This window comes from Kitasatospora sp. NPDC096204 (assembly GCF_044763205.1).
Taxonomy (GTDB): Bacteria; Actinomycetota; Actinomycetes; order Streptomycetales; family Streptomycetaceae; genus Kitasatospora.
Map to the genome: position 1 here is coordinate 59,042 of NZ_JBIWFT010000012.1, position 20,922 is coordinate 79,963.

General features: G+C 72.8%; 22 protein-coding genes and 1 riboswitch. Of the genes, 13 read left to right on the top strand and 9 right to left on the bottom strand.

What is annotated here, in order from left to right:
- Positions 1 to 131: 131 nt before the first annotated feature.
- Positions 132 to 707, bottom strand: a complete 576-nt coding sequence (locus ACIQ87_RS15470) for a TerD family protein (RefSeq protein WP_402406198.1) — start codon at positions 705 to 707, stop codon at positions 132 to 134.
- 134 nt (positions 708 to 841) lie between these two features.
- Positions 842 to 1,339 (bottom strand): hypothetical protein, encoded by a 498-nt coding sequence (locus tag ACIQ87_RS15475; RefSeq protein ID WP_402406199.1) that lies wholly within the window; start codon positions 1,337 to 1,339, stop codon positions 842 to 844.
- Positions 1,340 to 1,474: 135 nt separating this feature from the next.
- Here ACIQ87_RS15475 and arfB point away from each other — a divergent pair, with 135 nt between their 5' ends.
- Positions 1,475 to 1,909 (top strand): alternative ribosome rescue aminoacyl-tRNA hydrolase ArfB, encoded by a 435-nt coding sequence (gene arfB / locus ACIQ87_RS15480; RefSeq protein WP_402406200.1) that lies wholly within the window; start codon positions 1,475 to 1,477, stop codon positions 1,907 to 1,909.
- Between the two features lie 26 nt (positions 1,910 to 1,935).
- On the opposite strand, the gene ACIQ87_RS15485 is transcribed toward arfB, so the two are convergent.
- Positions 1,936 to 2,463 carry a flavin reductase family protein gene (locus tag ACIQ87_RS15485; RefSeq protein ID WP_402406202.1) on the bottom strand — a complete coding sequence of 176 codons (528 nt, stop codon included), beginning with the start codon at positions 2,461 to 2,463 and terminating at the stop codon, positions 1,936 to 1,938.
- 371 nt (positions 2,464 to 2,834) lie between these two features.
- Here ACIQ87_RS15485 and ACIQ87_RS15490 point away from each other — a divergent pair, with 371 nt between their 5' ends.
- Both ACIQ87_RS15490 and ACIQ87_RS15495 read left to right on the top strand, forming a co-directional pair.
- Positions 2,835 to 4,622 (top strand): diguanylate cyclase domain-containing protein, encoded by a 1,788-nt coding sequence (locus ACIQ87_RS15490; protein ID WP_402406203.1) that lies wholly within the window; start codon positions 2,835 to 2,837, stop codon positions 4,620 to 4,622.
- A 170-nt stretch (positions 4,623 to 4,792) separates the two neighbouring features.
- Positions 4,793 to 5,791 (top strand): hypothetical protein, encoded by a 999-nt coding sequence (locus tag ACIQ87_RS15495; protein WP_402406205.1) that lies wholly within the window; start codon positions 4,793 to 4,795, stop codon positions 5,789 to 5,791.
- Between the two features lie 72 nt (positions 5,792 to 5,863).
- Here the strand turns inward: ACIQ87_RS15495 and nagA are convergent, their stop codons facing one another.
- Both nagA and ACIQ87_RS15505 read right to left on the bottom strand, forming a co-directional pair.
- Entirely contained in the window at positions 5,864 to 7,060 is a 1,197-nt protein-coding gene (gene nagA / locus ACIQ87_RS15500) for an N-acetylglucosamine-6-phosphate deacetylase (RefSeq protein WP_402406206.1), read from the bottom strand.
- Positions 7,057 to 8,004: an ROK family protein gene (locus ACIQ87_RS15505; protein WP_402406207.1), complete on the bottom strand. Its 948-nt coding sequence runs from the start codon at positions 8,002 to 8,004 to the stop codon at positions 7,057 to 7,059. The genes nagA and ACIQ87_RS15505 overlap by 4 nt, the downstream gene beginning before the upstream one ends.
- A gap of 324 nt (positions 8,005 to 8,328) precedes the next feature.
- Between ACIQ87_RS15505 and ACIQ87_RS15510 the strand changes: the two genes are divergently transcribed.
- Positions 8,329 to 9,609, top strand: coding sequence for an extracellular solute-binding protein (locus tag ACIQ87_RS15510; RefSeq protein ID WP_402406208.1), 1,281 nt, complete (start codon positions 8,329 to 8,331; stop codon positions 9,607 to 9,609).
- Positions 9,610 to 9,666: 57 nt separating this feature from the next.
- Here the strand turns inward: ACIQ87_RS15510 and ACIQ87_RS15515 are convergent, their stop codons facing one another.
- The gene (locus ACIQ87_RS15515; protein WP_402406210.1) at positions 9,667 to 10,017 is read right to left on the bottom strand and encodes a cupin domain-containing protein; all 351 of its coding nucleotides are present in this window, start codon (positions 10,015 to 10,017) and stop codon (positions 9,667 to 9,669) included.
- Between the two features lie 102 nt (positions 10,018 to 10,119).
- On the opposite strand from ACIQ87_RS15515, the gene ACIQ87_RS15520 reads away from it, so the two are divergent.
- Entirely contained in the window at positions 10,120 to 10,347 is a 228-nt protein-coding gene (locus ACIQ87_RS15520; RefSeq protein WP_392882548.1) for a DUF3263 domain-containing protein, read from the top strand.
- 101 nt (positions 10,348 to 10,448) lie between these two features.
- Entirely contained in the window at positions 10,449 to 11,288 is an 840-nt protein-coding gene (otsB, locus tag ACIQ87_RS15525) for a trehalose-phosphatase (RefSeq protein ID WP_402406213.1), read from the top strand.
- On the opposite strand, the gene ACIQ87_RS15530 is transcribed toward otsB, so the two are convergent.
- Together ACIQ87_RS15530 and ACIQ87_RS15535 are read right to left on the bottom strand one after the other, a co-directional pair.
- Entirely contained in the window at positions 11,275 to 12,741 is a 1,467-nt protein-coding gene (locus tag ACIQ87_RS15530) for a trehalose-6-phosphate synthase (protein WP_402406216.1), read from the bottom strand. The genes otsB and ACIQ87_RS15530 overlap by 14 nt on opposite strands.
- A 38-nt stretch (positions 12,742 to 12,779) precedes the next feature.
- Positions 12,780 to 13,817, bottom strand: coding sequence for a glucosyl-3-phosphoglycerate synthase (locus ACIQ87_RS15535; RefSeq protein WP_402406218.1), 1,038 nt, complete (start codon positions 13,815 to 13,817; stop codon positions 12,780 to 12,782).
- A 111-nt stretch (positions 13,818 to 13,928) separates the two neighbouring features.
- Positions 13,929 to 14,063, top strand: a riboswitch (SAM riboswitch).
- A 16-nt stretch (positions 14,064 to 14,079) separates the two neighbouring features.
- Here ACIQ87_RS15535 and thrC point away from each other — a divergent pair.
- From thrC to ACIQ87_RS15560, 5 genes are all read left to right on the top strand, one after another.
- A complete protein-coding gene (gene thrC / locus ACIQ87_RS15540) occupies positions 14,080 to 15,360 on the top strand; it encodes a threonine synthase (protein ID WP_402406220.1) in 1,281 nt (426 codons plus the stop codon).
- A gap of 27 nt (positions 15,361 to 15,387) precedes the next feature.
- Positions 15,388 to 15,666, top strand: coding sequence for a MoaD/ThiS family protein (locus tag ACIQ87_RS15545; protein WP_392882536.1), 279 nt, complete (start codon positions 15,388 to 15,390; stop codon positions 15,664 to 15,666).
- Between the two features lie 534 nt (positions 15,667 to 16,200).
- Positions 16,201 to 16,404: a cold-shock protein gene (locus ACIQ87_RS15550; RefSeq protein ID WP_030289665.1), complete on the top strand. Its 204-nt coding sequence runs from the start codon at positions 16,201 to 16,203 to the stop codon at positions 16,402 to 16,404.
- A 323-nt stretch (positions 16,405 to 16,727) separates the two neighbouring features.
- The gene (gene groL, locus ACIQ87_RS15555; RefSeq protein WP_316526858.1) at positions 16,728 to 18,350 is read left to right on the top strand and encodes a chaperonin GroEL; all 1,623 of its coding nucleotides are present in this window, start codon (positions 16,728 to 16,730) and stop codon (positions 18,348 to 18,350) included.
- A gap of 113 nt (positions 18,351 to 18,463) precedes the next feature.
- Positions 18,464 to 18,820 carry a hypothetical protein gene (locus ACIQ87_RS15560; protein WP_402406222.1) on the top strand — a complete coding sequence of 119 codons (357 nt, stop codon included), beginning with the start codon at positions 18,464 to 18,466 and terminating at the stop codon, positions 18,818 to 18,820.
- Here the strand turns inward: ACIQ87_RS15560 and ACIQ87_RS15565 are convergent.
- Positions 18,817 to 19,449, bottom strand: a complete 633-nt coding sequence (locus ACIQ87_RS15565; RefSeq protein ID WP_402406225.1) for a hypothetical protein — start codon at positions 19,447 to 19,449, stop codon at positions 18,817 to 18,819. The two genes, ACIQ87_RS15560 and ACIQ87_RS15565, sit on opposite strands and share 4 nt — an antisense overlap.
- 65 nt (positions 19,450 to 19,514) lie before the next feature.
- Between ACIQ87_RS15565 and ACIQ87_RS15570 the strand changes: the two genes are divergently transcribed.
- Together ACIQ87_RS15570 and ACIQ87_RS15575 are read left to right on the top strand one after the other, a co-directional pair.
- Positions 19,515 to 19,898 (top strand): PadR family transcriptional regulator, encoded by a 384-nt coding sequence (locus ACIQ87_RS15570; RefSeq protein WP_402406228.1) that lies wholly within the window; start codon positions 19,515 to 19,517, stop codon positions 19,896 to 19,898.
- Positions 19,895 to 20,863 carry a hypothetical protein gene (locus ACIQ87_RS15575; protein ID WP_402406230.1) on the top strand — a complete coding sequence of 323 codons (969 nt, stop codon included), beginning with the start codon at positions 19,895 to 19,897 and terminating at the stop codon, positions 20,861 to 20,863. Before ACIQ87_RS15570 ends, ACIQ87_RS15575 begins: the two co-directional genes overlap by 4 nt.
- The last annotated feature ends 59 nt before the right edge of the window (positions 20,864 to 20,922 follow it).

Sequence of the window (20,922 nt, forward strand, 5' to 3'; positions counted from 1 at the left end):
CCTACACCCGGGCCGGGCGCGCCGCCCGCGCGCGGGGGGGGGCGGGGCCCGCGCGCCCCCCAAACCGACCCCGGGGGCGGGGCCGTCCCGGGGCCCCCACGCCCCCCGCCGCGGTGTTTTCCGCGGGTGCGTCAGAGCTGGACGCCGAAGTCCTGGGCGATGCCCGCCAGGCCGGAGGCGTAGCCCTGGCCGACGGCGCGGAACTTCCACTCCCCGCCGTTGCGGTAGAGCTCGCCGAAGATCATCGCGGTCTCGGTGGCGGCGTCCTCGGAGAGGTCGTAGCGGGCGATCTCGGAGCCGCCGGCCGCGTTCACCACGCGGATGTAGGCGTTGCGGACCTGGCCGAAGTTCTGGCCGCGGGCGACGCCGTCGTAGATGGTGACCGGGAAGGTGATCTTGACGGCCTCGGCCGGCAGGCCGGCCAGGTTGACGTTGATCGACTCGTCGTCGCCCGCGCCCTCGCCGGTGCGGTTGTCACCGGTGTGCACGACGGTGTTGTCCGGCGTGCTGGTGTTGTTGAAGAAGACGAAGTGGGCGTTGGACAGCACCTTGCCGTCCGCGTTCAGGACGATCGCGCTGGCGTCGAGGTCGAACTCGGCACCGGTCGTGGTGCGGACGTCCCAACCCAGGCCGACGGAGACCGCGGACAGGCCGGGGGCCTCCTTGGTCAGCGAGACGTTGCCACCCTTGGAGAGGCTCACTGGCATGACGATTGCAGTCCCTTCGTTGCTTTCGTTCGCTATTTCCCGGGACAACGCAATACTCCGGGGGCTTGGTTCCGCAGAGTCCGTGAATTCTTCGTGGGCGCCAATCGGCTGGCAAAGCCCCGGCAAAGCCGGTGTCAGATCCGGCGGAACCGTCCCTGCAGCGTCCAGATGTTCGGGTTGTCGGCCAGCTCGGGGTGCATGTCGAAGAGGTCGGCCAGGGTGTCCTGGAGGAAGTCCCTGGCCTCGCGCCGCAGTTCGCCGTGGCGGACGACCACCGGCGGCTCGTCCGGCAGCCAGGTGGCGGTGACCTCGACCCAGTTGAAGCGGCGGGCGAAGCGCAGCAGCTCGGTGTTCTGGGTGAAGTCGAGGTCGGCGGTCTGCACCCGGGCGGCCCGGACGCCGTCCGGGTCGCGGTCCAGCAGCTCGGCGATGTCGCACAGCGCCCACGCGAAGTCGAGCACCGGCACCCAGCCCCAGGCGGTGGACAGCTCCGAGCCCTCGCCGTCCAGGTAGACGTCGCCGCAGAACAGGTCGTACCGCAGGGCGTGCACGGACGTGGTGCGGTAGTCCGTCTGCGGGGGGTCGGGGAAACGGTTGGAGAGGGAGTAGCCGAGCTCGATCACGTACGCCATTGTCGGGGCTCCGGACGCCCGGGGGGAACCGGGGCCGGACGGGCGACGGGGCCCGCGGGCCGCGCCGCCCGGAGCCGGAGGGGCGCGGGCGAATAACGGCGTGACCGGGTGGGCCGTGCGCGGGATGATGGACGCATGTCCGAGCCCATCCGCGTACGGGGGTCGGTGGTCGTCCCCGACGCCGAGCTCGTCTGGCGCTTCTCGCGTTCCTCCGGCCCCGGTGGCCAGCACGTCAACACCTCCGACTCCAAGGCCGAGTTGCGCTTCGACCTGGCGTCGACCAAGGCGCTGCCCGAGGTCTGGCGCGAGCGCGCGCTGGAGCGGCTGGCCGGTCGGCTGGTGGACGGCCGGGTGCTGGTGGTCCAGGCCTCGGAGTTCCGCTCGCAGTGGCGCAACCGGGAGGCGGCCGCGGCCCGGCTGTCGGCGCTGCTGAGCGAGGCGTGCGCACCGCCGCCGAAGGCCCGGCGGGCGACGAGGCCGAGCCGGGGGATGGTCGAGCGGCGGCTGGACAACAAGCGGCACCGCTCCGAGCTGAAGCAGGGCCGTCGGGCGCCGCGGGGCGGCGAGTAGACGCGCCCTGGGCGGGCGGACGGGCCCTAGCCGAGGGTGCGGTAGCCGCCGCGGAAGTAGAGCAGCGGGCGGCCGCCGGGGTCGGGCACCACGGCCTCCAGGACGCGGCCGAGCAGCAGGGTGTGGTCTCCGGCCGGTATCCGCTGCTCGGTGCGGCACTCGACGGTGGCCAGCGCGCCGGTGATCAGCGGGGCGTCGGTGTGCGGGCCGCGGTGGTGCGGGGTGTCCGCGAACAGCAGCCGGTCGCTGAGCCGGCCCTTCATGGCGAACCGGGAGCCGAGCGTCTTCTGCCCCTCGGTCAGCACCGAGACCGCCCAGGTGTCCGCCCGGGAGAGCACGTCGTCCATCCGGGAGTCCTCGCGGACCGAGATCAGCACCAGCGGCGGCTCCAGCGACACCGAGAGGAAGGACGTGGCGGTCATGCCGACGTCCTCGCCGTCCTCCGGGTCGTGGACGGTCACCAGGCTCACGCCGGCGGCGAGCTGGGAGAGGGCAGCCCGGAACTCGTCGGGCGTGGCGTGGGGGGCAGCTTCGGGCTGCGGGGACGGGTACACGTACCGCACGGTAGTCGTCACCTGGGAGAAACGGCATCGGGCCTTGGTCGTAGGACCGGAGGTCAGGCCGAAGGGTTGCGCTCGGTGGCCGAACTCACCCGCAGGAGTGAAGCGGCCGGAGTGGCGGGCGCACGGGGCTTCAGCCCGCGGCCAATGCGGTCGACCACGAGAAATGTTCCGATGGCGCTTTATGTCCAGCTATGGGACAGATGAACTGATTAAGGGCGCATTAGTGTCGTGTGATTTAAGTCACAAGTGATGGCCTATTGCTGACCGAGCGTGCCGAGCGCTGTGCTCCCTGTGATTCAGTTCTTCTGGCAATCGGACGATAACCAATCAAGAACTATCCGAAGCAGCCGGGGAGCCCCCGCATGGAAGCCGAGTCGGAGCCGTACGTCCGTCTCGCGACCCTCCGCACCTTGCACCGGGTCGTGGCGGACCTCAACGCTGCCCGCAGCCTCGCTGGCACGCTCCAGGCCGTTGTCGAAGGCGCGGTGCACGGGCTCGGCTTCGACGCCGCCGCGGTCAGCCTGGTCCGGCCGGACGGCGACCTGGTGGTGGCGGCCGTCTGGGAGCTGGAGGAGAGCCCGATGGGCGGCCCCTCCGTGCTGCTCGGCCAGGTCGGCTCCCGGGAGTCCTGGGACCGGCTGCTCGGCGTCAGCGACCACTGGGGCACCCTGCGCTTCCTGCCGTACGACCGCGGCTGGGCCGTCGCCAGCGACATCCCGCGCTGGATCGGGGACGGTCCGCAGCCGGTGTACGCCAACGACTGGCACCCCGCCGACGGGCTGCTCGCCCCGATGTACAGCGCCGGCGGCGACCTCCTCGGCGTCCTGTCGGTGGACCGGCCGCGCAGCGGCAAGCGGCCCGGCGCGTGGACCCGCGAGGCGCTGGAGATGTTCTCGCTGCAGGCCTCCATCGCGATCGGCAACGCCCGGCTGCGGGCCGAGATGCAGCGGGCGCTGGCCCGCCTGGAGAAGGAGCAGCAGGCGCTGCGGGCCAGCGAGGAGAGCTTCCGCCAGGCGTTCGAGTACGCGCCCAGCGGGATGGCGATCACCGAGCTGCACGGCGCCGGGCGCGGCCAGCTGACCAGGGTCAACGACGCGCTCTGCCGGCTGCTCGGCCGGCCCCGGGCGGTGCTGCGCCAGCAGAGCTTCGCCGACCTCGTGCACCCCGAGGACCGGGCGCTGCTGGAGCGCACCAGCGCCGAGAGCGGCCGCGCCGAGCTGCGGCTGTCCCGGCGGGACGGCGGCTACCAGTGGGTCTGCCTGCGCAACTCGATCGTCGCGGACGCGGCCGAGGGCCCGAGCTTCCTGCTGACCCACGTCGAGGACATCGAGGACCGCAAGCGGCACGAGTTCCAGCTCGCCCACCGGGCCAGCCACGACGCGCTCACCGGGCTGCCGAACGGCGCCGAGCTCAAGGCCAGGCTGGCCCGCCGGCTCTGCGCCCAGCCGCAGCCGGTCGGCGCCGCCGCCGGCCAGGTCGAGGTGGCCTACCCCCAGCCGTACGGCTACCCGGCCGACTCCCACGCCGTGCACAGGGAGTACGCCGGGGCGCAGGGCGCGGACCCGTACGCCGGGTCGGTGCACGGCTACGGGCCGTCCGAGGGCGTGCCGGGCGGGATCGGCCCGGGCTACGGGGAGCACGTGCACGCGGTCGTCCCCGCCGAGTACGGGCCGGGCGGCGAGGCCTGGTCGGTGCCGTTCCGCTCCGGCGGCGCGGCGGCGGTGGAGAAGGGGCTCGCGGTGCTCTTCTGCGACCTGGACGGCTTCAAGTCGATCAACGACCGGTTCGGTCACAACGCGGGCGACGCGGTGCTGGTCGAGGTCGCCCAGCGGCTGAGCCAGGCCGTCCGGGACGGCGACACGGTGGCCCGGCTCGGCGGTGACGAGTTCGTGGTGCTGGCCGACGGGATCGGCCGCGAGGAGGCCAAGGACCTCGCCCACCGGCTGCGGGGCGCCATCATCCCGCCGATGCGGATCGACGGCCGGGCGATGCGGGTGGGGGTGAGCCTCGGGGTCGGCTGGGCCGGCTGCGGGATGAGCATCGAGGAGGTGCTGCACACGGCGGACGAGCGGATGTACGACGAGAAGCGGGCCCGGGGCGGGGCGGTGCGCGGGGCGCGCGGCGAGCGCTCGCACCGGCGCGCGGGCTGAGCGGGCGCCGAGCACCGCGGGTGCGGGCCCCGGTCCCGCCAGGTTACCCATGAGTTGTCAAGGGGTCTTTTCCCGCTGTCACGTACGGCAGGTAGGGTTCCCGGTACGACAGCGTCCATGATCTGTGCCGCCCGCAGCCGGCGGCGCATCGGATGGGGGAGCAGACCACCGTGACGACCGCCGGCAGCAACGGAGTGCCCGAGGGCCAGGGGGGCGGTGCCCCGCAGGACGACGACCCGTTCGGCTACCTCTACCGCCCGGCCGACGGTTCCACCGGGCAGCCGGCCGAGCCGCAGCAGGGGGTCCCGCGCACGCCGTACAGCCGTCCGATGGAGGTCGGGCGCGCGCAGTACGGCTACCCGCCGAGGGCACAGCAGCAACAGCAGCCGTACGGCCAGCAGGGCGGTCAGCCGCAGGGGTACCCGGGCGGCCAGCCGCAGGCCCCGTACGGCGGCCAGCCCGGCCAGCCGCAGCAGCCCGAGTACGGTGCCGTGCCCACCCAGCAGACCCGCTACGCGGAGCACTCCCGGCCGCAGCCGGGGGAGGAGCCCCGCAGCAGCGGCCGCAGCAAGGGCGCGGTGATCGGCGCGGTGGCCGTGGTCGCGGCGATAGCGATCGGGGCCGGCATAGCGCTCTCCACCGGGGACCCGGACGGCGACAAGAGCGGCAAGGGCGGCACCGCGACCTCCGCCCCGCCGGCCCCCGCCACCCCGACTCCGACGGCCACGTCCGCGAGCGCCGCCCCGTCGGCGAGCGCCGCCGCGATCACCGGCCCGACGAACGTGGACGCCGGCCAGTTCCAGGCGCAGAACGCGCCGGTGGGCAACAGCGTCAAGGGCGCCAAGTCGGCCGACGGCAGCTACCTGACGCTCCAGCCGGGCGGCTCGGTGACCTGGACCGGCGAGATCGCCACGGCCGGGACGTACAAGCTGTCCGTGCACTACAACTACACGGGCGCCGACATCAAGGGCAGCGCCGTGGTGAACGGCAAGGACTGGCCGAGCGGGGTGACCTACAAGATCTACGGGGCGCCCCCCAAGGACCAGACCTCCGCCTGGTTCTCCACCTGGATACTCCCGCAGTTCCAGGCCGGGACGAACTCGGTGACCTTCACGGTGCCCTCCGGGCCGATCCTGATCGACCAGATCACCATCGAGCCGAGCGGCTGACACCGCCCCGGACGCGACACGGCCGCCCGTCCCCTCCCGGGGGCGGGCGGCCGTCGTGTCGGCGGGCTCCGGTCAGTCGGTCTTCACCGGCCGGAACCGCTCGCCGCCGAGGACCCACCGGCCGCGGCGCATCACGGCGACCAGGTCGTAGCTCTCGGAGTCGACGACGACCAGGTCGGCGAGCTTGCCGGCCTCCAGCGAGCCGATCGAGTCGCTCAGGCCGAGCAGCCGCGCCGGGGTGGCGGACAGCGACTCGACGGTCTGGTTCAGGCTCAGCCCGTTGACGGCGACCGAGCGCTTGAACGCCACGTCCAGGGTGAGGGTGGAGCCGGCGATCGCGCCGCCCTCGACCAGCCGGGCCACGCCGTCCTTGACCTCGACCTGGAGCGGGCCGAGCGGGTAGAGGCCGTCGCCCATGCCCGCCGCGCCCATCGCGTCGGTGATCAGGGCGACCCGCCGCGCGCCGGCGGTGCCGTAGGCGAGGTCCAGTACGGAGGGGTGCAGGTGCACGCCGTCGTTGATCAGTTCGACGGTGACCCGCTCGTCCTCCAGCAGCGCCACGATCGGGCCGGGGGCGCGGTGGGCGATGCCGGGCATGGCGTTGAACAGGTGGGTGGCGACGGTGGCGCCGGCCTCGATCGCCTCCAGGGTGGTGGCGTAGTCGGAGTCGGTGTGGCCGACGGCGGCGATCACGCCGAGGTCGGCGAGCATCCGCACCGAGTCCAGGCCGCCGGGCAGTTCGGGGGCCAGGGTGACCATCTTGGCGTGGCCGCGGGCGGCGTCGACCAGCTTGCGCACCAGCGCCGGGTCGGGATCCCGCAGCAGGTCGGGGCGGTGGGCGCCGCAGCGGTTGTGCGAGATGAACGGGCCCTCGAAGTGGATGCCGGCCAGGACGCCGTCCTCGACGAGTTCGGAGAGGACGTGCGCCTGGCGGGCGACCTCGTCGATCTCGCCGGTGACGGTGGAGGCCACCGTGGTGGTGGTGCCGTGCTCCAGGTGGGCGCGGGCGGCCAGCAGCGCCTCCTCGGCGATGCCGGAGGTGTACGAGGCACCGCCGCCGCCGTGGACGTGCAGGTCGACGAAGCCGGGCACGACGGTGTACCCGGTCAGGTCGAGATCGCCGGGCTCGGTGTCGCCGCCGCCCGTCCCACCCCCGATGGCGGCGATGCGCTCGCCGTCGACGACGAGGCGGTCGCCCTCGACGACGCCGCCGGGCAGGACCAGTCGGGCGCCGGCCAGGGCAGTACGGTCACGGTCCGCGGTGGTCACGCGGTCACCTCCAAGGAGAGCAGATCCCAGGCGAGCAGGCCCGCGCCCAGGGAAGCGGCGGTGTCTTTGAGCATGGCGGGCACGACCTGCGGGGGCATCTGGAAGGTCAGTCGCTCGGCGACCGCCGCACGCAGCGGGGTGAAGAGCGTGTCGCCGGCCTCGGCCAGCCCGCCGCCGACGATCACCGTCGACGGGTCGAGCAGGCTCTGGGCCAGGACGATGCCGTCCGCCAGGGCGTCGACGGCCCGCTGCCAGACCACGACGGCGCGGTCGTCCCCGGCGTCCACCGCGGCGGCGCAGGATGCCGCGTCGGCGTCGGGGTCACCGCTGGCCTCGGCCCAGGCGCGGGAGACGGCGGAGGCGGAGGCCAGCGTCTCCAGGCAGCCGCGGGCGCCGCAGCCGCACAGCGGGCCGCCCGGGCGGACCACGACGTGGCCGATCTCGCCGCCGTAGCCGTGCGCGCCGGCCTCGATCCGGCCGTCGATGCCGATGGCGCCGGCGATGCCGGTGCCGAGGGCGATGAACAGGAAGCGGTCGACGCCCCGGCCGGCTCCGATCCGGCCCTCGGCCAGGCCGCCGGAACGCACGTCGTGGCCGAGGGCCACCGGCATCGCGCCGCCCTGCGGCCCGGCCAGGCGCTCGCCGAGCAGCTTGCGCAGCGGGAGGTCGCGCCAGCCGAGGTTGGCGGAGTAGACCGCGATGCCGTTCTTCTCGTCGATCGTGCCCGGGACGGCGACACCGGCCGCGAGCGGGGCGACGCCGAAGCGGCTGCGGCCCTCGTCCGCCAGATCGGTGGCGAAGTCGAGGATGGCGGTGACGACGGCGTCGGTGCCGTGCTCCCGCCCGGTCGGTCGGCGTGCTTCGAACAGCACGGAGCCGTCCTGGGCGAGCAGCGCGGCCTTCATGCCGGTGCCGCCTACATCGAGTGCGATGACGTGCTTCACGGAGGACAGTTTCCCTTGGGCGGGTAGAAGAGGTCTAGTCCAGTTGTCGGATTGGTCTGGTCCATACTGGGTGAGCTTTGTCGCAGCTGCGCGGGTGTGCGGGGCTTTGCGTCAGGGAGCGGGGCCGGGTGCCGGGGCGGGTGCGGACCGGGGTGCGCGGGGGTTTCGTTGCGCATTGTGCAATGACTCAGAGCACTTCGATAACTACTCGGGCGGGCCCGGTCGGTGGTGTGGACCGGCGGTCGGCGGGTTTGGCAGTGTGGCGCGTCCCCTGCCGGAATCCACCGTTCCGGCCGATTCATCCCCCCGAAGGCGGTACCCGCGTTGAACAGGCGCGTCCACGTTCCCACCCGTGTGCTCGGCGGTGTGCTGGCCGGAGCACTGGTCCTCACCGCGGCCAGTGCCTGCGCCGGGCAGGACGACGGGCCCGTCACGCTCAAGCTGGTCGCGGCCGACTACGGGGAGAGCCCCGAGACCAACTCCCAGCACTACTGGGACGCGGTCGCCAGGGACTTCGAGGCGGCCAACCCCGGGATCAGGGTCAGCGTCGAGGTGGACAGCTGGACCGAGATCGGCAAGAAGGTCGAGGACATGATCGCGGCCGGCAAGTCGCCGGACCTGCTGCAGACCGGCGGCTTCGCCGACCAGGTGGCGGCCGAGCGGCTCTACCCGGCGTCCGACGTGCTCTCGGTGGAGACCCAGGCCAGGTTCCTGGAGACCTTCGCGCACGCCGGGCAGGTGCTCGGGACGCAGTACGGGATCCCGTTCGTCTCCTCGTCGCGGGTGCTCTTCTACAACAAGGCGATGTTCCGGCAGGCCGGGATCGCCCAGCCGCCGGCCACCTGGAACGAGCTGCGGCAGGACGCGGAGAAGATCAAGGCCAAGGTGCCGGGGGTGACCCCGTACGGGTTGCCGCTGGGGCCGGAGGAGGCGCCGGCCGAGTCGATGCTGTGGACGCTGAGCGGCGGCGGCAGCATCTCCGACGACGTCGGCAACTACACCATCGACAGCTCCCAGAACCAGGCGACCTTCGGCTGGCTGAAGAGCAACCTGGTGGCCACCGGGCTGACGTACCCGGACCCGGGCAAGATGAACCGCACCCCGGTGTTCCAGGACTTCGCCGCGGGGAAGGTGGCGATGCTGAACGGGCATCCGACGCTGCTGCGGATGGCGACCGCCGGGAAGGTCGAGTTCGGGACGGCGCCGATCCCGAAGCGGGACGGGCTCGGGCGCACCGGGAGCCTCGGGGTCGCCGACTGGATGATGGCGTTCAAGGCGAACGGGCACAAGAACGAGATCAAGAAGTTCCTGTCGTTCGTCTACGACAAGGACAACCAGCTGAAGTTCGACGAGCAGTACAACCTCCTGCCGGTCACCCAGGACGCGTTCGCGCAGATGTCGACGGACCCGAAGCACGAGGACCTCAAGCAGTTCGCGGTCGGGCTGACCAACGCGAGCTTCTACCCGTTCGGGGACCCGGCCTGGGGCGAGGTCAGCGACCGGATCAAGGCGGGGATCGGGCAGGCGGTGACGGGGGATCCGAAGCAGGTGCTCGGGGGACTGCAGGACGCGGCGGTGAAGGAGGCGGCGGCGGTCCGCAAGTAGGGGGCCTGGGCCTGGGCCGGGGGACCGGCCCCGGCCCAGGCGGGTCGTCCGGCTCTCCTACGGGAGCGTGATGGCGTAGGCCTTGCGGAGGGTCTCGTGGACCGTCCAGGTGGTGCGGTCGCCCTCGCGCAGGACCGCGCAGTCGCCGGGGCCGACCTCCAGGGTCGGACCGCCCTCGATCTCGATGGTGGCCCGGCCGCTGAGCACCACGAACATCTCGTCGGCCTCGACGTCGGTCACCACGCCGGGAGTGATCTGCCAGAGACCGCGCAGGTGGCGGCCGTCGGCGGACTCGGACAGCACCTTGCCGGTGACCTCGGGGGCGCCGGAGACGATCTGGGAGGGGTCCAGCGGGTCGGGGTCGAGGTCGGCGGTCGGGATGTGCAGGGCGAAGCTGGGCGTGGTCATGGGGGTGACGTTAGTGCGGGCGGGGGGACGGTGGGGCGAGCAGTGTGTGTCGGGGTCGCGCGGGAGAATGACACTCCGTAGTGGCGGGCGGAGGTGTGCGCGGTGGGCGAGCTGAGTGAGCGGGAACGGGCGGTGCTGGCGCTGGAGGGGCGGCAGTGGCGTACGGCGGGGGCCAAGGAGCGGGCGATCCGGGAGGAGCTGGGGCTCTCCTCCACGCGGTACTACCAGGTGCTGAACGCCCTGCTGGACCGGGAGGAGGCGCTGGCGCACGCGCCGGTGCTGGTGAACCGGCTGCGGCGGGTCCGGGAGGCCCGGCGGGGGGCTCGCTGATCGGCTCGGTGATCGACGGGGGGCTCTGGTGGGCGGGGGCTCCTGCGCGCGCCCGCGGGCCGGGGGCGTGCGGAGGGGGTGCTCCGGGGTAGGGCTTCGGTATGGGCTTTGAAGAGATGTTCGTACCGGCGACCGGGGCTGGGCGGGACGGGGTGCGGGCCGTCCTGGCGGCGCCCGGGGACGCCGTGATCGGGTTGGACTTCGACGGGACGTTGGCGCCGATCGTGGCGGATCCGGAGCAGGCACGGGCGCATCCGGGGGTGGTGGGGGCGCTGCGGCGGCTGGCTCCGGTGGTGGGGGGCGTGGTGGTCGTGACGGGGCGGCCGGCCGGGGTGGCGGTGGAGTACGGGGGGCTCGCGGGGCTGCCGGGGGTGGTGGTGCTGGGGCACTACGGGGCCGAGCGGTGGGAGGGCGGGGAGCTGTCGGCGCCGCAGGCGCATCCGGGGGTGGCGCGGGTGCGGGAGGAGTTGCCGGGGGTGCTGGAGCGGGTGGGGGCGCCCGGGGGGACGTGGGTGGAGGACAAGGGACGGGCGGTGGCCGTGCACACCCGGCGGACGGCGGCGCCGCAGGAGGCGTTGGAGCTGCTGCGGGCGCCGGTGGGGGAGTTGGCGGCCGAGTACGGGCTGGTGGTGGAGCCCGGTCGACTGGTGCTGGAGCTGCGGCCGCCGGGGGTGGACAAGGGGACGGCGCTGACCGGCTTCCTGCGGGAGCGGGGGGCCCGTTCGGTGCTCTACGCGGGGGACGACCTGGGGGACGTGGCGGCCTTCGCCGCGGTGGAGAAGCTGCGCGGCGAGGGTGTCGCGGGGGTGCTGGTGTGCGCCGGCACGGTGGGGGACGCGCCGGTGCGGGAGCTGGCCGACCGGGCGGACCTGGTGGTCGCCGGGCCGGAGGGCGTGGTGGAGCTGTTGGGGGCGTTGGGGGACGCGCTCACAGCGCGTTGAGCTGGTCCAGGAACCACTGCTGCGGGGGGAGCGCGGTGGCCACCGCCGCCAGGCGCTTGGTGCGGTCGGCGCGCTCCTCCTGGCTCATGGTGAGGCCGGCGTGGAGGGCGTCGGCGGTGGCGATGACGTCGTAGGGGTTGACGGTGAGGGCGTCGTCCCTGAGTTCGGCGTGGGCGCCGGCCTCGCGGGAGAGGACGAGGGCGCAGCCGCGGTCGGAGACCACGGGGACCTCCTTGGCGACCAGGTTCATGCCGTCGCGGATGGGGTTGACCAGGGCGACGTCGGCCAGCCGGTAGGCGGCGAGGGAGCGCGGGAAGTCGTCGTCGACGTGCAGGATCAGCGGTTGCCAGGTGGGGGTGGCGAATTCGGCGTTGATCGCCTCGGCGAGCTCCTGGACCCGTGCCGTGTAGTCGCGGTACTCGGCGAGGTCGGTGCGGGACGGGTAGGCGAAGGCGATGTGCACCACCCGGTCGTGCCACTGCGGGCGGGTGCGGAGCAGGTGCCGGTAGGCCAGCAGGCCGCGGACGATGTTCTTGCTCAGCTCGGTGCGGTCGACCCGGACGATGGTGCGGCGGTCGCCGACGGCCGCGCGGAGGGCGGCGAGGCGCTCGTCGACGTCGGGGCGGTGGGCGCGCTCGCGCAGGAAGTCGGCGTCGGCGCCGAGGGCGTGCACGCCGAGGCGTGTGGTTCGGCCGTCGAACGTGACGCGGAGCGCGTCGTGGTCGACGGTGGCGCCGAGGAGGTCCTCGCAGCAGGCGGCGAAGGCGCGGGCCCAGCGCTCGGTGAGGAAGCCGGCCCGGTCGGCGCCCAGGATGCCGGTGAGGACGGCCCGGGCGACGTCGTCGGGCAGCAGCCGGTAGTAGTCGGGCGGGGCCCAGGGGGTGTGCGAGAAGTGGCCGATCCGCAGGTCGGGGCGGGTCTCCCGGAGCAGGGCCGGGACCAGGGAGAGGTGGTAGTCCTGGACGAGCACCGCGGCGTTCGGGGCGGCTTCGGCGGCCAGGGCTTCGGCGAAGGCCTCGTTGTAGGCCCGGTAGGCGGCCCACTCGGTGCGGAAGCCGGCGTCGAAGGCGGGGGCGGTGGGGGTCGCGAAGAGCAGGTGATGGACGAACCAGAGGGTGGAGTTGGCGACGCCGTTGTAGGCGCGGGCGAAGGTCTGCGGGTCCAGGTCCAGCATCCGTACGGCCTGGCCGCCGACCTCGTGGCCGGCCAGGTCGAGGCGGCCGCGGGGGGCCTCGGCGGCGGCTCTGCGGTCGGAGTCGTCGAGGGCGGCGCAGACCCAGACGGCGTTCGGGTCCTCGATCGCGGAGAGGCCGGAGACCAGGCCGCCACCGCCCCGCCGCAGGGTCAGCGTGCCGTCGTCGGAGGTGCTGAAGGACACCGGTCCCCGGTTGGAGGCCACCAGGACGGGGGCGGTGCCGGTCGCGTTCGAACGGTTGGTCGTGAGATCGCCCATGGTTGGCATCTTGCCGGGGGCTCGGCGTGGCAAACCCGTCAGTGACGGGCGGCGTATTCCGGGACGGTGTGCATCGGGGGGCGTTCCAGGGCGGTCACCGGGTGGGTGTGCGCGGTGAAGGCGCGGGTTTCCGGGTCGCGGGTGAACTGGGTGAGGTGGGGGTGGACGAGGTCGGCGGAGGCCTTGAGGCGGTGCGTGCGGTCGAGGCGTTCCAGGGCGGTCCGGTAGATGGTGGCGGCCATCCGGCCGAGGGCCTGGCCGTCCTGGTGGCGGTGGTGCCGGACTCCGACGTCCACCTGGGCCAGGGCGTCGAGGCCGGCCACTTCCAGGGCGTCGACCAGCAGGCCGAGTTCGACGCCGTAGCCGGTGGGGAAGGGCAGCCGTTCGAGCAGTGAGCGGCGGGCCGCGTACTCGCCGCCGAGCGGCTGGACGAAGCCGGCGAGTTCCGGCCAGTGGAGGTTGAGCAGGGGGCGGGCGACGAGTTCGGTGACCCGGCCGCCGCCGGCGGGCAGGACGGCGCCCTCCGACTCCAGCGGGCGGTCGTACATGGCCTTGACCAGCTGGATGGACTCGTCGGTGAGCAGCGGGCCGACGATGCCGGAGACGAAGGCCGGGTCGAACTCGCGCAGGTCGGCGTCGACGAAGCAGACGATGTCGCCGCGGGTGACCAGCAGGGAGCGCCAGAGCACCTCGCCCTTGCCGGGGACGGCGGGCAGCCGGGGGAGGATCCGGTCGCGGTGTTCCACCCGGGCGCCGGCCTCGGCGGCGACGGCGGCGGTGGCGTCGGTGGAGCCGGAGTCGACGACGACGAGTTCGTCGACGAGCGGGAGGCGTTCCATCAACTCGCGGCGGACGGTGCGGACGATGTCGCCGACGGTGGCCTCCTCGTCCAGGGCGGGGAGGACCACGCTGACGGTGCGGCCGGTGCGTTCCTTGGCGGCGAGGAGGGTGTGGACCGGCCGGTCGGCCGCGCTCCAGGAGCGGCGGTGGAGCCAGGACGCCGCCTGCGGGAGGAGCTCGGGGGTCGGTTCGGCGGGCACGGAGGTCTCCTCGGCGGGGTCGGTGGAATCTGTCATCTCGCGTGGCGGACGGTCCCGTTCAGGATTGACGCCTTCGGATACAGTCTTCGTACAGCGGTCGGACCTTTGCACGCCGGGGTCGCCGTTGAGCAGCACCACAATTTCACAAGCTCATCCAGAGGGACTGAGGGAACGGCCCGTTGACGTCCCGGCAACCTTCTCGCGCGGCTGTCGTCGACAGGCCCAGGCGGGACAGGTGCCAATTCCGGCCCGTGCGCGACCGCGTCACGGGGAAGATGAGGAGAGAGGCCTCGCCATCATGGCTATCGACACCGCCGCACCCGTTTCCGTCGACCTCGGCCCCGCCGCCGCGCTGTCCTGTCGCGAGTGCGGCACCCGCTTCCCGCTCGGCCCCAGCTTCGCCTGCCTGGAGTGCTTCGGCCCGCTGGAGATCGCCTACGAGTTCGGCAGCGAGGGCGCCGAGGAGCTGCGCAAGCGGATCGAGGCCGGTCCGGCGTCCATCTGGCGGTACGCGCCGCTGCTGCCCGTTCCGGCCGACGTGGCCTCGAAGCCGAACCTGAACCCGGGGTGGACCCCGCTGGTGAAGGCGGACAACCTGGGCCGGGAGCTCGGGTTCACCGCCCAGCTGCACGTCAAGGACGACTCCGGGAACCCGACGCACTCCTTCAAGGACCGGGTGGTCGCGTGTGCGATCGAGGCGGCCCGGGCGTTCGGCTACACCACGCTGTCCTGCTCCTCCACCGGCAACCTGGCCGGCGCGGTGGGGGCGGCGGCGGCCCGGGCCGGGTTCCGGTCCTGCGTGTTCATCCCGCACGACCTGGAGCAGGGCAAGGTCGTCATGGCCGGGGTGTACGGCGGTGAGCTGGTCGGCATCGAGGGCAACTACGACGACGTGAACCGCTTCTGCTCGGAGCTGATCGGCGACCCGGCCGGCGAGGGCTGGGGCTTCGTCAACGTGAACCTCCGGCCGTACTACGGCGAGGGCTCCAAGACGCTGGCGTACGAGATCTGCGAGCAGCTCGGCTGGCGGCTGCCGGAGCAGATCGTGATCCCGATCGCCTCGGGCTCCCAGCTGACGAAGATCGACAAGGGTCTCCAGGAGCTGATCAAGCTGGGGCTGGTCGAGGACCGGCCGTACCGGATCTTCGGCGCCCAGGCCGAGGGCTGCTCGCCGGTGTCGGCCGCGTTCAAGGCCGGCCGGGACGTGATCAAGCCGGTCAAGCCGGACACCATCGCCAAGTCGCTGGCGATCGGCAACCCGGCCGACGGCCCGTACGTGCTGGACATCGCCCGCCGCACCGGTGGCGCGGTGGAGGACGTCACGGACGCCGAGGTCGTGGCGGCGATCCGGCTGCTGGCGCGGACCGAGGGGATCTTCGCCGAGACCGCGGGCGGGGTGACCGTCGGCGTGCTGAAGAAGCTGGTCGAGACCGGGCAGCTGGACCCGTCGAAGGAGACCGTCGCGATCAACACCGGCGACGGCCTGAAGACCCTGGACGCCGTCTCCGACGCCGGGATGACCGCCGTCATCCGCCCGACGCTGGACTCGTTCCGCGCCGCCGGCCTCGTGTCCGCCTGAACCACCCGCCCCCCGCAAGGAGAAGTCATGAGCGCCAACGTCCGCATCCCCACCATCCTGCGCACCTACACCTCCGGCGCCGCAGAGGTGACCGCCGAGGGCGCCACCCTGGCCGAGGTCGTCGCCGACCTGGAGAAGAACCACGCGGGCATCTCGGCCCGCATCCTGGACGACACGGGCAAGCTGCGCCGCTTCGTGAACGTGTACGTGAACGACGACGACGTGCGCTTCGCCGAGGGCCTGGCGACCGAGATCGGGGACGGCGCCAGCATCTCGATCATCCCGGCGGTGGCCGGCGGCTGCTGAGCCCGCAGGAGAACCCGCGGTCGCCCGCGCGTACGGAATTCCACTGTCCGTATGCGCGGGCGACCGCTCGCATTCCTGCGGGAATATTTCCGGGTCGAGTCGGAGTAGAGTGTCGCTCGGCTGGGAACAGAGTTTCCCTTTCGGCCCCGCAGTGCTCGGCCCGGGGCGTCCGGCCGATGAGACCGGCTCGTGAAACCTGTCAGGCGGATGTCAGAATTCCCGCAGGCATTTGGGTAATTCGTCCGCTATGTCCGGCGTGAAATGCCGAGAACATCCCGATTCGGTCCGTCCTGTCCCCTGACGCCATGTCGGAATTACCGGCGGTTGGCCCTGTTGCAGAGGGCGTCGATCCGGATACATTCAGCGGCGGTCGACGCAATCACCCGCTCGCCGGAAGCCGCCTGGCGTCCTGTGCGGAGGGCTGCGGCGTGCACGGCTGCGCCCAGGGGGGGTTCCCCGGGCCGGCCTTCAACCAATCCGGGCCCGCGACCTGCGGGCGCGTGAAGGGCCAGCACAGCACTAGGGGAGTTCGGAATGGCTCAGGGCACCGTCAAGTGGTTCAACGCGGAGAAGGGCTACGGCTTCATCGCGGTCGACGGTGGTGCGGACGTCTTCGTCCACTACAGCGCGATCCAGATGGACGGCTACCGCACCCTCGAGGAGGGCCAGCGGGTCGAGTTCGAGATCTCCCAGGGACAGAAGGGCCCGCAGGCGGACATGGTCCGCGCGGCGGTCTGACCTCTTCCGACCCCAGGAGCTCGGCGCGGCCCCACGGCTGGTGACCTCTCGCTTCTCGACGGGCCCGTGCGACGTGTGTCGCACGGGCCCGTCGGCGTTCCCGGGCGGCTCCCGCGGCGGCTCGCGGATTGCCGATTGGGCTTGCACTCGACCACCCGGAGTGCTAATCATTGGCGTTAGCACTCACAGTGTGAGAGTGACAGCGGACCGGGTCGGTGAGGCCCCCGGGAGCGGCAGGGGAATGGACCTCCGCGCACCAGGGCCGTCCGTCGCGGGCACCCCTTGGTCCGAGCAGTCGACCGTGTCCCGGAGGACCACTTCTGATGGCCAAGATCATCGCCTTTGATGAGGAAGCTCGCCGCGGCCTTGAGCGTGGCATGAACCAGCTCGCCGACGCAGTGAAGGTCACGCTCGGCCCCAAGGGTCGCAACGTCGTGCTGGAGAAGAAGTGGGGCGCCCCCACGATCACCAACGACGGTGTCTCCATCGCCAAGGAGATCGAGCTCGAGGACCCGTACGAGAAGATCGGTGCGGAGCTCGTCAAGGAGGTCGCCAAGAAGACGGACGACGTCGCGGGTGACGGCACCACCACCGCCACCGTGCTCGCCCAGGCCCTGGTTCGCGAGGGTCTGCGCAACGTCGCCGCCGGCGCCAACCCGATGGCCCTGAAGCGCGGCATCGAGAAGGCCGTCGCGGCCGTCTCCGACCAGCTGCTGGCCCAGGCCAAGGACGTGGAGACCAAGGAGCAGATCGCCTCCACCGCCTCCATCTCCGCCGCCGACACCCAGATCGGCGAGCTGATCGCCGAGGCCATGGACAAGGTCGGCAAGGAAGGCGTCATCACCGTCGAGGAGAGCAACACCTTCGGCCTGGAGCTCGAGCTCACCGAGGGCATGCGCTTCGACAAGGGCTACATCTCCGCCTACTTCGCCACCGACCTGGAGCGCATGGAGGCGACGTTCGAGGACCCGTACATCCTCATCGCCAACTCCAAGATCGGCTCGGTCAAGGACCTGCTCCCGCTGCTGGAGAAGGTCATGCAGAGCGGCAAGCCGCTCGTCATCATCGCCGAGGACGTCGAGGGCGAGGCCCTGTCGACCCTGGTTGTGAACAAGATCCGTGGCACCTTCAAGTCCGTCGCCGTCAAGGCCCCGGGCTTCGGTGACCGCCGCAAGGCCATGCTCGGCGACATCGCCATCCTCACCGGTGGCACCGTCATCTCCGAGGAGGTCGGCCTGAAGCTGGAGAGCGCCGGCATCGACCTGCTGGGCACCGCCCGCAAGGTGGTCATCACCAAGGACGAGACCACCATCGTCGACGGTGGCGGCGACAGCGAGCAGGTCGCGGGCCGCGTGAACCAGATCCGCGCCGAGATCGAGAACAGCGACTCGGACTACGACCGCGAGAAGCTCCAGGAGCGCCTCGCCAAGCTGGCCGGCGGCGTGGCCGTCATCAAGGCCGGCGCGGCCACCGAGGTGGAGCTCAAGGAGCGCAAGCACCGCATCGAGGACGCCGTCCGCAACGCCAAGGCCGCCGTCGAGGAGGGCATCGTCGCCGGTGGTGGCGTCGCCCTGCTGCAGGCCGGTGTCGCCTTCGACAAGCTGGAGCTGGACGGCGACGAGGCCACTGGTGCCAACATCGTCAAGGTCGCGCTGGAGGCCCCGATCAAGCAGATCGCGACCAACGCCGGCCTGGAGGGTGGCGTCGTGGTGGAGAAGGTGCGCAACCTCCCCGCCGGTCACGGCCTGAACGCCGCCACCAACGAGTACGTCGACCTGGTCGCCGAGGGCATCATCGACCCGGCCAAGGTCACCCGCTCCGCGCTGCAGAACGCCGCCTCCATCGCGGCGCTGTTCCTCACCACCGAGGCCGTCATCGCCGACAAGCCGGAGAAGGCCGCCGCGGCCGCCGGCGGCGGCATGCCGGGCGGTGACATGGACTTCTGATCCTGATCGCTTCGATCGGATCGGTTGGTTCCCCGTCCGTGTGGGCGGCTCCCTTCGGGGGGCCGCCCACGCGGCGTTTCGGCGTTCGGGGGAGTTGAGGAGAGGATGGACGGATGGCTGCTGACGACATCGAGACCGCCCTGCACAACGCGCGGGCACTGATCCTGGCCGACCTCACCGCGCGGGACGTGGCGGACGCCGCCGTCGTCTCGCTGGTGGAACAGGCCGTGACGCACCGCCGCTGGTGGCTGGAGCAGTGGCCGGACGGCACCGAGTACGTGCTCGGACTGGTCGCCCAGGACATCCAGGACGCGCTGCTGGAGGCGTACGGCCGCTGGCCGCTGTGCACCGGCTGCGCGGCCGACGGGGATCCGCACGCGCTGAGCGTGGAGCCCGAGTTGGGGCCGGAGCCGCACTGGGTGTGCGGCAAGCAGGGCGCGGTGGTGGCTCCGGTGGGGGAGCTCTCCTAGGGCGGGCGCGCGGCGCGGCTGACGGGCGGCGCGTGCGGGGCTGCCGGCCGCTGGGCGCGCGGGCGTGCGGGCGTGCGGTAGAGCCCGGGCAGTGCGAGCAGGTGGCGCAGTACGGCGGCCCGGCCGGCCGCGAAGTCCGGCGCGGGGACGAAGCCGTACTCCTCGCGGACGGCGGCCGCGTACGCCGCGTACGCCTCGGGGGTGCCGCCGAGGACGGCGAGGTCCGCGTCGCAGAGCACCTCGCCGTTGCGGTCGCCAGGGGCGGGGTCGTGGCCGACGGTGAGCAGCACGAGGCGTTCGACCTCGGCGACCCGCTCGGCCGGCAGCCCGGCGGCGGTCAGCGCGCGGACGGCGAGGGCGGCGCTGCGCTCCTCGTTCTCGGTGCGGTCGGGGCGGTGGACGGCGTCGTGGAACCAGGCCGCGAGGCGGACGGCCTCCGGGTCGGCGGCGTGCCCGGCCAGCTCGTCGACGTGCCGCAGCACCGCGCGCAGGTGCGCGACGGTGTGGTACCGGCGCTGCGGCTCCGACCAACGGCGCAGCAGCTCCCGGCCGTACGGCTCGGGGTCGACGGCGGCGCCGCAGCGGTGCAGCAGGGCGGTCCAGGCGGTGAGCAGGTCCTCGGTCGGCATGGGCACATTGTGGCGGACGGGCCCGACGCTGGACCTATAGGTAGGTTGGCGATATATGTAGTCGTATGACTGAACGCTCCATGCAGGAGCCCACGCTGCTGCTGCTCACCGCCCTGGCCGATGCGCCCAGACACGGTTACGCGCTGATCCAGGAGGTCGCCGCGATCTCGGACGGCCGGGTCAAGATGCGCACCGGCACGCTCTACGGGGCGCTCGACCGGCTGCTCGGCCAGGGGCTGATCGAGGTCGCCGCCGAGGAGGTGGTGGACGGTCGGGCCCGGCGCAGCTACGCGCTGACCGGGGCCGGCCGGGACGCGCTGGGCGCCGAGGCGGAGCGGCTGCGGGCGGTCGCCACCGAGGCCGAGCGCCGACTGGCCAAGCTCCGGTCGGTGCTGCCGGGCGGGACCGGGTCGCAGGGGCGGCCCGCGGCGGGGGGAGGCCTCTCATGAGCGCACCGGCGTTCGGCGCGGGGCCCTCGGTGGCGCTGCGGACCGCGCTCCGGTTCTACCCGGAGGGGTACCGTCGCGAGCGCGGCGATGAACTGGCCGAGGTGTTCGCCGACACGACGGCGGAGGGTGGCCGCCTGGCGGTCACCCGGGAGCTCCTCGGCCTGGCGGTGTACGGGCTGCGGGTGCGGCTCGGGCTGACCGGGGCCTCGCCGGCCGGGCGGCTGCTGGCGCTGGTCGCGCCGCTGCTCGCCGGCGCGGTGGCCGGCGCCACGCTGGTGGCCTGGGTGGCCACCGCGAACCGGGTCGCCAACCGGCTCTCCTGGGACGGCTCGTACGGCACGTACGCCGAGCTGCTCTCCCGGCCGGTGGCCGCCGCGCTGCTCCTGGTGGCGGCGCTCCTCGGGCGGTGGACGGCGGTGCGGGGCAGTGCGCTGGTCCTGGGCGCGGTGGGGCTGTACGAGCTGGTGGAGGCCGTGTGGGTCTCCTCCTTCGACGCGTGGTGGAGTGGCTACATCGGGATGGCCTCGCTGCCGCTGGTGCTGGCCGCGCTGCTGCTGGCCGCGGCGCCGACCGACCTGCTGGCCCGGTCGACCTGGCGCACCGGCGGGCTGGTGTCGGCGTCGGCGGTCGTGGGCGGGCTGCTGGAGACGGCCCAGAACTGGGACGACACCACCTTCCCGCTGGACCTGCCGTGGGTCGTCGCGATGCTGGTCGTCCCGCTGCTGCTGACCTTCGCCGGGCTGCGCGGGCGGGCGGCCCCGGCGGCCGCGGGGGTGGCGGTGCTGGTGCTGACCGGGCCGGGCTGCCTGTTCAACATCTGGCGTGAGTCCCGGGGGCTCTCGCACCTGCTCCCGGTGGCGGCGCCGACGGTGGCGCTGCTGGTGCTGGTGGCGGTGGTGGTGCACCGGTCCGGGCGGCGGGAGACGGTCGGGGCGGTCCACGGGGCGGTCCACAGGGCGGCGTGACGGCGGCGGTGTGAGGGGCGGTGGGGCGGGGTGGCCGGACCGGGCGGCTCCGGGGGCCG